The organism is Pseudoxanthobacter soli DSM 19599 (assembly GCF_900148505.1).
GTDB lineage: Bacteria > Pseudomonadota > Alphaproteobacteria > Rhizobiales > Segnochrobactraceae > Pseudoxanthobacter > Pseudoxanthobacter soli.
On record NZ_FRXO01000002.1, the window covers coordinates 265,405 to 278,487 of the forward strand.

Annotated in this window: 12 protein-coding genes and 1 pseudogene; 9 read left to right on the forward strand and 4 right to left on the reverse strand. The window is 68.8% G+C overall.

Translation table 11 applies throughout. The features are described from left to right. Positions 1–4: 4 nt before the first annotated feature. Positions 5–358 carry a glyoxalase superfamily protein gene (locus BUF17_RS05675; RefSeq protein ID WP_073626481.1) on the forward strand — a complete coding sequence of 118 codons (354 nt, stop codon included), beginning with the start codon at positions 5–7 and terminating at the stop codon, positions 356–358. Positions 359–443: 85 nt separating this feature from the next. On the opposite strand, the gene BUF17_RS05680 is transcribed toward BUF17_RS05675, so the two are convergent. Both BUF17_RS05680 and BUF17_RS05685 read right to left on the reverse strand, forming a co-directional pair. Continuing rightward, positions 444–2,063 carry an extracellular catalytic domain type 1 short-chain-length polyhydroxyalkanoate depolymerase gene (locus tag BUF17_RS05680; protein ID WP_073626483.1) on the reverse strand — a complete coding sequence of 540 codons (1,620 nt, stop codon included), beginning with the start codon at positions 2,061–2,063 and terminating at the stop codon, positions 444–446. A gap of 989 nt (positions 2,064–3,052) precedes the next feature. Continuing rightward, positions 3,053–3,856, reverse strand: a pseudogene (locus tag BUF17_RS05685) (undecaprenyl-diphosphate phosphatase); the annotation flags it as partial. Between the two features lie 321 nt (positions 3,857–4,177). Here BUF17_RS05685 and BUF17_RS05690 point away from each other — a divergent pair. From BUF17_RS05690 to BUF17_RS05700, 3 genes are read left to right on the forward strand one after another with little or no spacing between them, the layout of a single operon-like run. Next, complete coding sequence (locus BUF17_RS05690; RefSeq protein ID WP_073626487.1) at positions 4,178–4,870, forward strand: glutathione S-transferase family protein; 693 nt, start codon at positions 4,178–4,180, stop codon at positions 4,868–4,870. Next, positions 4,867–5,988 (forward strand): tRNA epoxyqueuosine(34) reductase QueG, encoded by a 1,122-nt coding sequence (gene queG, locus BUF17_RS05695; protein WP_073627164.1) that lies wholly within the window; start codon positions 4,867–4,869, stop codon positions 5,986–5,988. Before BUF17_RS05690 ends, queG begins: the two co-directional genes overlap by 4 nt. Next, positions 5,967–6,941, forward strand: coding sequence for an SDR family oxidoreductase (locus BUF17_RS05700; protein ID WP_244530774.1), 975 nt, complete (start codon positions 5,967–5,969; stop codon positions 6,939–6,941). Before queG ends, BUF17_RS05700 begins: the two co-directional genes overlap by 22 nt. A 126-nt stretch (positions 6,942–7,067) precedes the next feature. On the opposite strand, the gene BUF17_RS05705 is transcribed toward BUF17_RS05700, so the two are convergent. Further along, positions 7,068–7,688 (reverse strand): alpha-ketoglutarate-dependent dioxygenase AlkB family protein, encoded by a 621-nt coding sequence (locus BUF17_RS05705; RefSeq protein WP_073626489.1) that lies wholly within the window; start codon positions 7,686–7,688, stop codon positions 7,068–7,070. A gap of 444 nt (positions 7,689–8,132) precedes the next feature. Here BUF17_RS05705 and BUF17_RS05710 point away from each other — a divergent pair, with 444 nt between their 5' ends. The 4 genes from BUF17_RS05710 to BUF17_RS05725 all read left to right on the forward strand — a co-directional run bounded on the left by BUF17_RS05710 (position 8,133) and on the right by BUF17_RS05725 (position 11,247). Next, positions 8,133–8,900, forward strand: a complete 768-nt coding sequence (locus BUF17_RS05710; protein WP_073627168.1) for an ABC transporter ATP-binding protein — start codon at positions 8,133–8,135, stop codon at positions 8,898–8,900. 58 nt (positions 8,901–8,958) lie between these two features. Further along, the gene (locus tag BUF17_RS05715) at positions 8,959–9,747 is read left to right on the forward strand and encodes a lysine/arginine/ornithine ABC transporter substrate-binding protein (RefSeq protein WP_073626491.1); all 789 of its coding nucleotides are present in this window, start codon (positions 8,959–8,961) and stop codon (positions 9,745–9,747) included. A gap of 124 nt (positions 9,748–9,871) precedes the next feature. Continuing rightward, positions 9,872–10,549 (forward strand): ABC transporter permease, encoded by a 678-nt coding sequence (locus tag BUF17_RS05720; protein WP_073626493.1) that lies wholly within the window; start codon positions 9,872–9,874, stop codon positions 10,547–10,549. A gap of 2 nt (positions 10,550–10,551) precedes the next feature. Then, positions 10,552–11,247, forward strand: coding sequence for an ABC transporter permease (locus BUF17_RS05725; protein WP_073626495.1), 696 nt, complete (start codon positions 10,552–10,554; stop codon positions 11,245–11,247). 79 nt (positions 11,248–11,326) lie between these two features. Here the strand turns inward: BUF17_RS05725 and BUF17_RS05730 are convergent, their stop codons facing one another. Then, positions 11,327–11,698 (reverse strand): winged helix-turn-helix transcriptional regulator, encoded by a 372-nt coding sequence (locus tag BUF17_RS05730; protein ID WP_073627170.1) that lies wholly within the window; start codon positions 11,696–11,698, stop codon positions 11,327–11,329. A 221-nt stretch (positions 11,699–11,919) separates the two neighbouring features. Here BUF17_RS05730 and BUF17_RS05735 point away from each other — a divergent pair, with 221 nt between their 5' ends. Further along, complete coding sequence (locus BUF17_RS05735) at positions 11,920–12,981, forward strand: SDR family oxidoreductase (protein ID WP_073626497.1); 1,062 nt, start codon at positions 11,920–11,922, stop codon at positions 12,979–12,981. Positions 12,982–13,083: the final 102 nt, after the last annotated feature.

The window sequence follows — 13,083 nt, forward strand, 5'->3', positions numbered from 1 at the left end:
GGCCATGACCGTTCTCCGGATCGTCGCCAATCTGGCGGCACCCGATCCCCAACAAGCGCGCGCGTTCTATCAGGACCTGCTCGGTCTCGATGTCGCGATGGATCACGACTGGATCCTGACCTTCGCGGGTCATGAACACCAGCAGGTGCAGGTGAGTGTCGCCAGCACGGGAGGCTCGGGAACGCCGGTCCCGTGCCTGTCGATCGAAGTCGACGATGTGGAGGCGGTCCACGACCGTGCGCGGCTCGCGGACTTCGCGATCGTCTATCCACTCACCGACGAGCCATGGGGCGTGCGCCGGTTCTTCGTCCGGGATCCCCTCGGCAACGTGATCAATATCCTCTCGCACCGGGCGTAGCGGCCGCGCGAGCGCGCCGGAACAGGCCCCGGGCGGTGCCGAAGCGGTTGCTCTCGATCAGGTGCACCGCGGCGGGTCGGGAACTCTACCGCAGCCGCTTCAGGAGCGCCCGCGCAGAGCGCTGGACCCATGCGGCCGCCGCGCGCAGCCGGCCGCGAGGGGGCGCCGAAGCAGCCGTACTTCCGATGCGTTCGTCGCCGGTGACGGCCGGCAGAGGCGTCTCCCCTACCCCGGCCGGGGCAGGCGGCCCCTCCGCCCGGGGCGAAGGCGCATCGCCGATGGCGGCGTCATCGTCCGGCGCCGGCCAGCCATGGCGGCGAGGCCCTTGAACGGAGGCGTCCGGTCCGGCGGAGGCCGTGCTCGCGGCGAACGGCATCTCATCCGGCGCGGTCTCGGCGCGCGAGCGCGCACCAGCCGGCCTGCGGTCGGCCGAGGCTTCCGGCACGGAGCGGTCGACGCCCGGCTCCGAAGGTGGCGCGCTGGGCGCAGCTTCGGCCGCGTCGGCCGCGATGGGGACGGCTTCGGCCACGGGTGGCGCCACGGCCTGGGAAGACGCCACTTCGGAAGACCCGGCATCGGAAGACTTGGTCCCAGAAGAATTGGCGCCGGACCGCGACGGGGTGACCGCCGGCGGTTCACGGCCGGCCGCCGCCTTGCCGGACTGCGCCGCGCCGGCAGGTTCGGCGGTCGCCTTGCCGGCGGCCTCGGGGGCCTCTCCGACAAGGCCCCAGAACGCGGCGATGCGGGCGCTCGACGGCAGGCCGACATCGAGCAGGAACGGATCGTCGCCCTGCCCTTCCCGGCCATCGACCGGGGTTCCATGGCCGAGGCCGGCGATCAGGTGTTGCTCGACGACGATGCGGCCACGGTCGTCGCGCCAGAAGCGGCGGGTATCGGCACCGATGCGCTCCACCGCCGGCACGGCGCCGTCGAGGCCGTGCAGCGCGGTCCACTGCTTGGCGTTTTCGTCGGCATTGAGCGGCACCACGGTCTCGTCGCTGTCGCCCTGCCAGATCGAAACCCGCGGCCAGGGACCGTCGTGGACGACATCGTTGCGCTGCGCCACCTCTCGGGCGAGCGCCGCCCATTCCGTGGGCGAACGGGCAACGCCCTCGAACATGGCCTTGAAGGCGCCGCGGACGGTGCTGGCCGCCCCGACCGGCACGCCGGCGACCAGGGCGCCACCGGCGAACACATCCGGAAAGCCGGCCAGCAGCGCCGCCGCCATGGCGCCGCCCGCCGAAAGCCCGGTGACGAACACGCGGCGGCGGTCGAGCCCGTACTCATCGAGCGCGTGGGCGACCATCTTGCGGATCGAGGCGGCCTCGCCGCGCGGCCCGGCGACATCCTGTGGATCGAACCAGCCGAAACAGCCCTTGGGATTGTTGAGACGGCGCTGTTCGGGCACCACGAGGGCGAAGCCGTGGCGCTGCGCGAGCGACACCCAGCCCGCGCCCACCGCATAGCCTTCGGCGCTCTGGCCGCAGCCGTGCAGCACGACGACGAGCGGCGCGTTGGCGGACAGGCCTACCGGCAAGAACCTCCACATGCGCAAGTGGCCGGGATTGGCGCCGAAGTCGGTCACGCGCTCCAGAAGGCCGGGCCGAGTCTCCGCCCCCGACGCGGCGGCGCCAGCGGCGAACAGGCGTTCCCACTGGCGGCGGCCCTCGGAAAGGTCGAGCAACGTTTTGGACAAGCCGGCCATTGCCGAACATCCTCATTCCATCGCCCCGTCCGCCGGACACCCGGCGGCAACCCATGCGCAATGTTGCGATGCAAAAACGACATTGCAATGCCGCATCCCGCAACGGAGCCGCCCGCGAGGTGCATGGAACGACAGGCCGGGTCCGCAAACGACGGACGGACAGGGCCGGCCGAAACACCCCCGCCCCTTGAAAGCGGGATCGGGCACCCCATCTGTAGTCCAGCCGAACCAGACAGTGTGGAGAACCGCCCGGCGCGTGGCAGCCGCGGATTGCCCCTCGGGCGGGTCGGGAGACGGACGGATGTACTCCGATCCCGAAATCCTCCCCGGTCGTTCTCCGGCGTGATGCCTTCGAGGGCGCAACAGCGGCGCGAGGGATCAGCCGGCCGGAACGACCGCCGGTCTGGTTCGGAACCCCTTTTCCTTTTTGTTTTCTGCCCGGCGTTTGCGCGCGACGCGGCAGCCGTCGTGGCAACCGGAATGCGCCGGTCCTCCATGGCGGCCGTCGCATCGCGGCGGCGCCTGCTCCGCGTCGGGCTTATCGACCGCCGCGCGAACGCGCGACGGGCCGGACGCGGGGATGCCCGGTTCCCGTCCTGCGAGCCGGACGTCCCGTCCGCTCGGTTCGGACCGGACGCGCGTTACTGCGCGCCCTGCGGCTGCTGCTGCTTGTTGTCGAAGATCGAGAATGTCTGGTCGAAAACGGACGAACCGCTGCCCAACTGACCGGAGGCCGGGGGCGTCTGCGCCGGCGCGGCACCGGCTTGGGCTGCCGGAGCCGGTTTCGGCGCGCTTTCGACCGGCCGGGTCTGGACCGGGGTCACCGGCGGCAGCGGCGCGCTGCCGGTGTCGCGGATCGGGAAGTCCGACGGCGGCGGTGTCACCCGGATCGTGGTGGTGGTGACGACGCGGGGCGCATCGGAATCGCCGGCCGGCTGCTGTTCCACCGCCGGCGTCGCCACCGGCGAGCCGCCGCCGAAGCCGAGGCCGCCGGTGAACCACAGCGCCGCGATGCCGACGATTCCGACCGCGATCCGCCACCAGGCGAAGACGGAATAGCCGTGATGGGAGACGAAATCGAGCAGCCGGCGCACGACGAGGAGTGCCGAGACGAACGCCGCGACGAAGCCGATGGCGACGATGAGGATATCGCTCGACGAGAGCGCATCGCGGTTCTTGTAGAGATCGTAGGCGAAGGCGCCGGCCATCGTCGGCATCGCCAGGAAGAACGAGAACTCCGCCGCCGAGCGCTTGTCGGCCCGGAACAGGAGCGCGCCCACGATGGTGGAACCGGAGCGCGACATGCCGGGGATCAGCGCCAGTGTCTGGAAGCAGCCGACGACGAGCGCGAGCCAGAGCGGATAATCGTAGGCGCTGCCATAGCGCGGCTTGAGCGGCAGGCGGTCCACCACCAGCAGCACGATGCCGCCGAGCAGGAGCGTGACGCACACCACCAGCGGCGTTTCGAACAGCACCCGCTTGATGAAGTCGTGGGCGAGCACCCCGACGATCGCCGCCGGCAGGAAGGCGATGGCGACGCTCGCCACGAAGCGGCGTGCCCGCGCGCTCGTCGGCAGCGCGAGCGCCACCGACCACAGCCGCGTGGCATAGACGCCGACGATCGCCAGGATCGAGCCGAACTGGATCAGCACCTCGAAGGCGCGGCCCGTGCTCTTGAAGCCGAGGAAATGACCGAGCAGCAAGAGGTGGCCCGTCGACGAGACCGGGATGAACTCGGTCAGCCCCTCGACCACACCGAGCACCACCGCGTCGAACAGCGTCTTCACGTCCATCGGCAAAATTCCTCAAAACCCGGCGCTCGGGGCCGATTCGACAAATCGGCCGCCGCCTGACGCGAGACTGTTGTTCCCGGCGGGCGGGCGCACTATACCCGACCGGCGACGCGACGGAAGAAGTCGGGTGACATGACCCGGTCGAGCCGCCATGCCCGTGCCAAAATGATCATGCCGACATGCTCTTGCCGACATGCTCTTGCCACCATGATCATGCCGACCCGTTCATGCTGACGTCCTGAAGCGCGCGGCCCCGGTCCGTTCCCAAGCCCGCAGCCGACGCGCCCAGTTCCGCCTTCGCGCAAGCCCGATGCGATCCTGATGCTGATCCTTTATCATCAACCCTTCTCTCCCGCCTGCCGCTTCATCCGCCTCGTCCTCGCCGAGTACGGCGTGCGTCATGAACTGGTGCTGGAAAAGCACTGGGAACGGCGCAAGGGCTTCCTGGCGATGAACCCGGCGGCCACCCTGCCGGTGGCGGTGGAGAACGATGGCCCGCCCGTGGTCGGCGCCGGGCCGATCATGGAATATCTCGACGAAACCCGCGGCTATGCCCAGGGCGAGAAGCGGCTGATGCCGGACCATCCCGACCGGCGCGCGGAAACCCGCCGGCTGGTCGAGTGGTTTCTGTGGAAATTCGACGAGGAAGCGGTCGGCCACTTCGTCCACGAGCGCATCTACAAGCTGGAAATGCCGACCGCGATGGGCGGCGGCGCGCCGGAATCGACCATCCTGAGGGCCGCGCGCGCCAATTTGCGCCACCATATGCGCTATATGGAATATCTGACCGCGACGCGGAACTGGCTGGCCGGCGACCGCCTGACCTTCGCCGACCTCGCCGCCGCGGCCGAACTGAGCTGTACCGACTATCTGGGCGAGGTGCCGTGGAGCGACAGCGAGCACGTCAAGACGTGGTACGCCCGGATCAAGTCCCGGCCGGCGTTCCGGTCGCTGCTTGCCGAGACGATCCGCGGCCTGCCGCCGTCGCCGAGCTACGACGACCTCGACTTCTGACGCCCGAGGCCGCGCGCAGGCTTGTGCTGGCGCGTGCCGCCGAACTCGGTTTCGACGACTGCCGCATCGCCCGGCCCGGCGACGCCGCCCTGCGCGCGACCCGCCTGGAAGCCTTCCTCGATGCGGGCCGCCACGGCACCATGGACTGGCTCGCCGAGGCGCCGGAGCGCCGCGCGGACCCCCGGCGGCTGTGGCCGGATGTCGCATCCGTCATCATGCTCGGCCTCAATTACGGCCCGGCCCCCGACGCCTGGGCGGCCCGCGACGATGCCGGTGCCGGCCTGATCTCCGTCTATGCCCGCAACCGCGACTATCACGACGTCATCAAGGGCCGGCTGAAGATGCTGGGCCAGAGCCTCGTCGCCAGGGCCGGCGGCGAGATCAAGGTGTTCGTCGACACCGCCCCGGTGATGGAGAAGCCGCTCGCCGCCGAAGCCGGGCTCGGCTGGCAGGGCAAGCACACCAACCTCGTCTCGCGGCGGTTCGGCTCGTGGCTGTTCCTCGGCGCCGTGTTCACCACGCTGGACATCGCCCCCGACGCGCCGGAGCGCGACCATTGCGGCTCGTGCCGGGCCTGCCTCGATGCCTGCCCGACGGCGGCCTTTCCCGCGCCCTACCAGATCGACGCCCGGCGCTGCGTCTCCTATCTGACCATCGAGCACAAGGGGCCGATCCCCGTGGATCTGCGGCCCGGCATCGGCAACCGCATCTACGGCTGCGACGACTGCCTGGCCGCCTGCCCGTGGAACAAGTTCGCCGAGGCCGGGCGCGAGACGAAACTCGCCGCGCGCGACGATCTCGCCGCGCCGCGCCTTGCCGATCTCGCCGCCCTCGACGATGCCGGCTTCCGGGCGCTGTTCTCCGGCTCGCCGATCAAGCGCATCGGCCGCGACCGGTTCGTGCGCAACGTGCTCGTCGCCATCGGCAACAGCGGCGACGAGGCCCTGCTGCCCGCCGTGACGGCGCGGCTCGACGATGGCGCCCCGGTGGTGCGCGGCGCGGCCGCCTGGGCGCTCGGCCGCCTCGCGCCCGAGACCTTCGCCGCCGAACGCGACCGCCGCCTTGCCGGCGAAGCCGACCCAGAGACGAGGACCGAATGGCTGACACCCCCGCGATGACCGCTGCCAATCCCGCTGCCAACCCTGCTGACACGACGGCCGGGAAGACCGCCGCCACGCCCGCACTGGGTCCGGATGCCCGGCTGGTGGTGGTCGGCTGCGGCTACAGCGCGGGCGCGTTCCTCGCCCTCTCCGTCGCCGCCGGCCTCGGCAGCGCGGTGGCCACGACCCGACACGCCGGCCGCTTCGCCGCGATCCGCGCGCTCGGCGCGGAGCCGATCGCCTTCGACGGAACCGCACCGGTGCCGGCGCTCGCGGATGCCATCCGGAACGCGACCCACCTCGTCGTCTCCGCCCCGCCGGACGCGGAGGGAGATCCGCTGCTGCGCCGGCACGCCGACGACATCGCGGCGGCGGGTAACCTCGCCTGGATCGGCTACTATTCCACCATCGGCGTCTATGGCGACCATGACGGCGGCTGGATCGACGAGAGCGCCCCGCTCGCGGCGACGTCGGAGCGCGGCGAGCGCCGCATCGAGACGGAAGCCGACTGGCTCGGCCTCGGCGAGCGCATCGGCGTGCCGGTCACGGTGCTGCGCCTCGCCGGCATCTACGGTGCCGGCCGCAACGGACTGAAGAACCTCGCCGAGGGCACCGCCAAGCGCGTGATCAAGCCGGGGCAGGTGTTCAACCGCATCCATGTCGACGACATCGCCGCGGCGACGCAGCTTGCGGCGGCGAAGCGGGCGGGCGGCGTGTTCAATCTCTGCGACGACGAACCGGCGCCGCCCCAGGACGTGGTGTCCTATGCCGCCGGGCTGATGGGGATCGCCCCGCCCCCGGAGGTGCCGTTCGACGAGGCGGAGATGACGCCGATGGCCCGCTCGTTCTATTCGGACAACAAGCGCGTCTCGAACCGGGCGGTGAAGGAAAGGCTCGGCTTCTCGTTCCGCTACCCGACCTATCGCCCCGCGCTCGACGATCTCTGGACCTCGGGGCGCTGGCGCGGCTGACGGCCGTCGCCCTGAGAGCGCCTGTCCATCTGATGGCAACATCAGGTCGACAAGAAATCGCTCCAGATTCAAAAGCTTGAGCATATCCTTGCCGTTCAGATCGGTTCGATCTGAACGGGATAGGCTCTAGCCCGCCGACGGGGTGACGCGGCGGAGCGTGAGGTTGATGCGCCCGCCGCCGGGGATCAGCCGCGAGGAACCGGCGAGCACGCGGTCGATGCCGTGGAACGCGAGGCGGGAGGCGCCTTCGAGCACGACCGCGTCGCCGGACGCGAGCGTGACCGAGCGCGTCGGCCCGCCGCGCGTGGTGCCGCCGATGCGGAACACCGCCGAATCACCGAGCGAGAGCGACAGCACCGGCGCGCCGAGATCGGCCTCGTCGCGGTCCTGGTGCAGCCCCATGCGGGCGCCCGCGCGGTAGAGATTGACGAGGCAGGCCTGCGGTGGCGCGGGCCAGCCGGCGACATTTTTCCACAGGTCCATCAGCGGCGCGGGAATGGCGGGCCACGGCCGGCCGGTCACGGGGTGGCACGGCTGGTAGCGATAGCCCGTCTCGTCGGAAACCCAGCCGAGCGGGCCGCAATTCGTCATTTCCACGGAGAAAGGCTTACCGGTTCGCGGCATCCGCGGCCGGAAGAATGGCGCTTCGGCAATCGCCGCCTGCAGTTCGGCAACGAGCGCGGCCTGGGCAGACGCGTCGAGCAGGCCCGGCAGATAGCGCGCGCCGCCGACCTCAAGCGCGGTCACGGCGCAACCCTCCGTTCCGCGCCCCAAGGGGCGGGTGCGGCGGCATTCCCGGCGCCCGGTTCGGCAGAGTTCATTGGCAATCCAATATGTTGCGGCCGGCCGCGCGCCACGGATCCGCCCCGGATCCCGGGTGATCGGGCGCCGGCGCCCGCCATGATCGCCCCGACAAGATGCGGCGGCAAGCGGAGCCGGCAGGCCACCCGACACCAGCCGCGGGCTACATCTGCACGTAGACGAGTTCAACCGAATACGCATAGAGTGCTGAAAATCCGGACACGCCTCTCAAAGAGGCGGCGGGACGAGGGGTGAGCGGCGCGCATGCGTGCCGACGGGACTGGGCGACCATGCCGGCGGGCGCCGAAAGGCAGCCGCGCGTTCGCTGCGCGCAGGCATGGTGGGAAGGGAGGCTCCGTGAGCGAGGCCGGACAGACGCAGGATGCCGCGATGAAGCCCATCGCGCTCGACGTGAAGGAACTCCACAAGAAATTCGGCCAGCACGAAGTCCTCAAGGGCATCTCGCTCACGGCCCGCGACCACGACGTGGTCGCGATCCTCGGTTCCTCGGGCTCGGGCAAATCCACCTTCCTCAGGTGCATCAACCTGCTCGAGACGCCGGATTCCGGCGAGGTGCGGGTCAAGGGCGAGCTCATCAAGATGGGCCAGCGCCGCGGCGCCGCCGCCCCCATCGACATGAAGCAGGTCGACCGCATTCGCGCCAAGCTGTCGATGGTGTTCCAGCAGTTCAATCTCTGGCAGCACATGACGATCCTGGAGAACGTGACGGCGGCGCCGATCCACGTGCTCGGCAAGGACCGGAAATCGGCGACCGACAAGGCGGAGGCGATGCTCGCCAAGGTCGGCGTCGCCGACAAGCGCCACTTCTACCCGAGCCAGCTTTCCGGCGGACAGCAGCAGCGCGTCGCCATCGCCCGCGCGCTGGCGATGGACCCCGAGGTCATGCTGTTCGACGAGCCGACCTCCGCGCTCGACCCGGAACTCGTCAACGAAGTGCTGAAGGTGATGCGGGACCTCGCCGCCGAGGGCCGGACCATGCTCGTCGTCACCCACGAGATGGGCTTCGCCAAGGAAGCGGCGAACAAGGTCATGTTCCTGCATCAGGGGCGCGTCGAAGATGAGGGCGTGCCCAAGGACGTGATGGCGAACCCCAATTCCGAGCGGTTCCGCCAGTTCCTCTCCGGCAGCCTGAAATAGCCCGCCGCCGGGCGGGCGCTTGAGTTCGTTTTCTCGTTTCGTTCAAAGGATCTGAGCCATGAAGAAATTCTCCCTGGCCGCCCTTCTCGGTCTCGGCGCGGTCGTCGCGGCCCAGGCCGTCGCCGTGGCGCCCGCCTCCGCACAGCAGGTGCTGCGCATCGGCACCGAAGCCGCCTACAAGCCGTTCGCCTACGTGCTGCCCTCGGGCGAGCTGACCGGCTTCGACATCGACATCACCAATGCGCTCTGCAAGCAGATGAAGGTGGAGTGCAAGATCATCAACCAGTCCTATGACGGACTGATCCCGGCGCTCCTCGTGAAGAAGATCGATGCGATCATCGCCTCGATGTCGATCACGCCGGACCGCGAGAAGTCGATCGACTTCGCCGGTCCCTACTACAACACCCCCGCGCTGTTCGTCGGCGCGAAGGGCGACGCCATGACCATCTCCGCCGAGGGGCTGTCGGGCAAGACGGTCGGCGTGCAGCGCGGCACCACCATGGCCGACTACATGGCCGCGAAGCTGCCGAGCGTGAACGTGCAGTTCTACGACACCCTCGACAACGCCACGCTTGACCTCGTCAGCGGCCGCATCGACCTCGTGTTCGCCGATTCCGTGGTGATCGACGAGTGGCTGAAGACCCCCCAGGGCGCGAACTTCCAGGTTGAAGGCGACCCGATTTACGACAACGCCACCCTCGGCGTCGGCGCCGGTATCGGAATCCGCAAGGGCGACACCGCCCTCAAGGACCAGTTCAACACCGCGCTGAAGGAGATCATCGCCTCCGGCGAGTACGAGCAGATCAACAAGAAGTACATCCCGTTCAGCATTCTGCCGCGGTCCTGACCGCGTTCGCCGACGCGCCCGGCGCCGCGTCTGCGGCACTGGGCGCGCCGGTGCGACCGTCGGCCCCGGCCGACGCCGCCTCCCCCGCGGGAACAGCGAGGATTCTGGCGAAACGGATGGCGAGATGGACAATCTGATCGCGTATCTCCCCCTGCTGCTGCAGGGCCTGCAAATGACCATCCTCCTGGCCGTGAGCACGGTCGCGATCGGGCTGGTCCTCGGCATCCTGCTGGCGCTCGCCAAGCTCTCGCATCACGCGTGGCTGTCGAAGCCGACCTATGCCGTCACCAACTTCCTGCGCGGCATCCCGGAATTCCTGGTGCTGCTGGTGATCTATTTCGGCGGCACCCAGTTCCTGAACGACCTGTTTCCCGATGCCAGCCTGCAGGTGAGCCCGTTCGGCGCCGGCCTGACGGCGCTGTCGATCATCTTCGGGGCCTATGCGTCGGAGACGTTCCGCGGCGCCTTCCAGGCGGTGCAGAAGGGCCAGATCGAGGCGGCGCGGGCCTACGGCTTCACCGGCTGGCAGACCTTCCGCTACATTCAGATGCCGCAGATCTGGCGCATCGCCATCCCCAGCCTCGGCAATCTCTGGCAGGGCTCGGTCAAGGACACCTCGCTCGTTTCGATCGTCGGCCTCGACGATCTGATGCGCAAGGCGAACCAGGCGACGCAGACCACTGGTCAGGCCTTCACCTTCTATTTCGCGGCCTCGGTGATGTTCCTCATCATCACGCTGGTGTCGATGGCCGCCATCGGCGCCCTCGAGAAGCGCGCGAACCGCGGCGTGCGGAGGACCTGACGATGGACACCTATCTTCCGCTCATCGGGCTCTACGGACCGCGCTATCTCTACGGCACCTGGCTGACGATCCAGCTCGTCACCATCTCCGCGCTGCTCGGCCTCGTGCTGGCCATTCCGGTCGCGCTCTGCCGGATTTCGGACAATCCGTTCATCAAGGGGCCGGCGACCGCCTATTCGCTGTTCTTCCGCGGCACGCCGCTGCTGGTGCAGATCTTCCTGATCTATTTCGGCCTCGGGCAGTTCCCGTTCATCCGCCACTCGTTCCTGTGGCCGTTCCTGCGCGAGGCCTATGTCTGCGCGCTTCTGACCTTCGTGCTGAACACGGCGGCCTATTCCGGCGAGATCGTGCGCGGCGGCATTCTGGCCGTGCCGCGCGGCGAGGTGGAGGCGGCGCGTGCCTGCGGCATGTCGCTGTTCACCACCTACCGCAAGGTGATCCTGCCGCGGGCGTGGAGCATCATCCTGCCGGCCTATTCGAACGAGGTGATCATCCTCCTGAAGGGCACCTCGCTCGCCTCGACCATCACACTGATGGACCTGATGGGCGCCGCCCAATATGCGGCCTCGCAGACCTACATGCCGATCCAGATGTTCGCGGCAGCCGGCGTGATCTACTATCTACTGACGCTGGTGATCACCAACGTCTTCAAGCTGCTGGAGCGGCGCTACAACCGCTATATCCGCCTCGCGCGCTAGAGCATATCCCGTTCAGATCGAACCGATCTGAACGGCAAGGATATGCTCAAGCTTTGAATCTGGAGCGATTTAAGGAAGCTCAGCCTTTCGGCCGGACGGCCAGTGCATCGAGCGCGTCGGCATTGTCGCGCGCCCAGCCATAGAGCAGCTCGATCGGCTCGACGAAGCGGCGGCCGAGCGGCGTCAGGCTGTAGTCCACCGCCGGCGGCACCGTGCCGTGGACATGCCGGCTGACGAGACCGGACGCCTCCATGTCGCGCAGGGTCTGGGTCAGCATCTTCTTCGAGATGCCGGGAAGGCTGCGCAGCAGAACCCCGGTGCGCGCGGTGCCGCCGAGGCGGCTTTGCAGCACATGAAGGATCATGCTGGTCCACTTGCTGGAGAAGATCTCCAGCACGCGCCGCGGCGCGCAATCCTCGCGCCATTCGTGATCGGGCGATCCGGGCTCCATCGGCGGCTCCATCTCTGACACCCTTGAGCATGTCCCGAGCGATTTCTGGTCGATCTGATGAGTCCACCAGACCGGAAAGCGCTCTGGAGCCTATCCCGTTCAGATCGGAAAGCGCTCCGGGGGGTGGTTACCTGAGGGTGTCTATGTCCCCAACGGGTGCCTTCTAGAACCGAACCGGCGACATGGCTACACCCTGATGAAACACATCAAGGGAGGACGACATGTCGAACAAGGCCCTGGTCGTGGGCGCCAGCGGGATCATCGGCGGCGCCACGGCGGAAATCCTGACCGAAGCCGGCTGGCCGGTCTACGGCCTGGCGCGCCGGCCGGCCGCGCAGGCGGGCGTGACCGCGATCGCCGGCAACCTGCTCGACCCGGCGACGCTCGGCGACGCGCTTTCCGGCATCGCGCCGACCCACGTCTTCATCGCGACGTGGCTGCGGCAGGCGACGGAGGCGGAGAACATCCGCGTCAACGCCGCGATGGTGCGCAACCTGCTCGACGCGCTGCGGCCCGCCGGAACGGTGCGCCACGTCGCGCTCGTCACCGGCCTCAAGCACTATCTCGGACCGTTCGAGGCCTACGGCAAGGGCAGGCTGCCGCAGACCCCGTTCCGCGAGGACCAGGGCCGGCTCGACATCGACAATTTCTATTATGCCCAGGAGGACGAGGTGTTCCGGGCCGCCGCGAGCGACGGCTTCACCTGGAGCATCCACCGGCCGCATACCGTGATCGGCAAGGCGGTCGGCAACGCCATGAACATGGGCACGACGCTCGCGGTCCACGCCTCGATCTGCAAGGCCACCGGCCGGCCGTTCCGGTTTCCCGGCGTGGAGGCGCAGTGGAACGGCCTCACCGACATGACGGACGCGCGCCAGCTCGGCCGCCACATGCTGTGGGCGGCCACGACGCCCGCCGCCGCCAACGAGGCGTTCAACGTCGTCAACGGCGACATCTTCCGCTGGAGCTGGATGTGGGGCCGGATCGCGGAGTGGTTCGGCATCGAGGCCGAGCCGTTCGACGGCATCGTGCGGCCGCTCGACGAGCAGATGAAGGACGACGCCGCGATCTGGCGCGACCTCGCCGCCCGCCACGGCCTCGCCGAGCCGGACCTTGGCCGCCTCGCCTCGCCCTGGCACACCGATGCCGACCTCGGCCGGCCGATCGAGGTCGTCACCGACATGTCGAAGAGCCGGCGGCTTGGCTTCAGCCATTACCAGCCGACGGACGACGCCTTCTTCGCGCTGTTCGAGCGGCTGCGGGCGGACCGGCTGATCCCCTGATATGCTCAAGCTTTTGAAGCTGGAGCGATTTCTTGTCGATCTGATGAGTCCATCAGATCGGAAAGCGCTTAGAGCATATCCCGTTCAGATCGAAGGATCTGA

What these genes read in the sequence shown, in the direction of transcription:
- BUF17_RS05675 (WP_073626481.1), top strand. Translation starts at nt 5, where the DNA reads ATGACCGTTCTCCGGATCGTCGCCAATCTGGCGGCACCCGATCCCCAA.
- BUF17_RS05680 (WP_073626483.1), bottom strand. Translation starts at nt 2,063, where the DNA reads ATGGCCGGCTTGTCCAAAACGTTGCTCGACCTTTCCGAGGGCCGCCGC.
- BUF17_RS05690 (WP_073626487.1), top strand. Translation starts at nt 4,178, where the DNA reads ATGCTGATCCTTTATCATCAACCCTTCTCTCCCGCCTGCCGCTTCATC.
- BUF17_RS05700 (WP_244530774.1), top strand. Translation starts at nt 5,967, where the DNA reads ATGGCTGACACCCCCGCGATGACCGCTGCCAATCCCGCTGCCAACCCT.
- BUF17_RS05710 (WP_073627168.1), top strand. Translation starts at nt 8,133, where the DNA reads ATGAAGCCCATCGCGCTCGACGTGAAGGAACTCCACAAGAAATTCGGC.
- BUF17_RS05715 (WP_073626491.1), top strand. Translation starts at nt 8,959, where the DNA reads ATGAAGAAATTCTCCCTGGCCGCCCTTCTCGGTCTCGGCGCGGTCGTC.
- BUF17_RS05720 (WP_073626493.1), top strand. Translation starts at nt 9,872, where the DNA reads ATGGACAATCTGATCGCGTATCTCCCCCTGCTGCTGCAGGGCCTGCAA.
- BUF17_RS05725 (WP_073626495.1), top strand. Translation starts at nt 10,552, where the DNA reads ATGGACACCTATCTTCCGCTCATCGGGCTCTACGGACCGCGCTATCTC.
- BUF17_RS05730 (WP_073627170.1), bottom strand. Translation starts at nt 11,698, where the DNA reads ATGGAGCCCGGATCGCCCGATCACGAATGGCGCGAGGATTGCGCGCCG.
- BUF17_RS05735 (WP_073626497.1), top strand. Translation starts at nt 11,920, where the DNA reads ATGTCGAACAAGGCCCTGGTCGTGGGCGCCAGCGGGATCATCGGCGGC.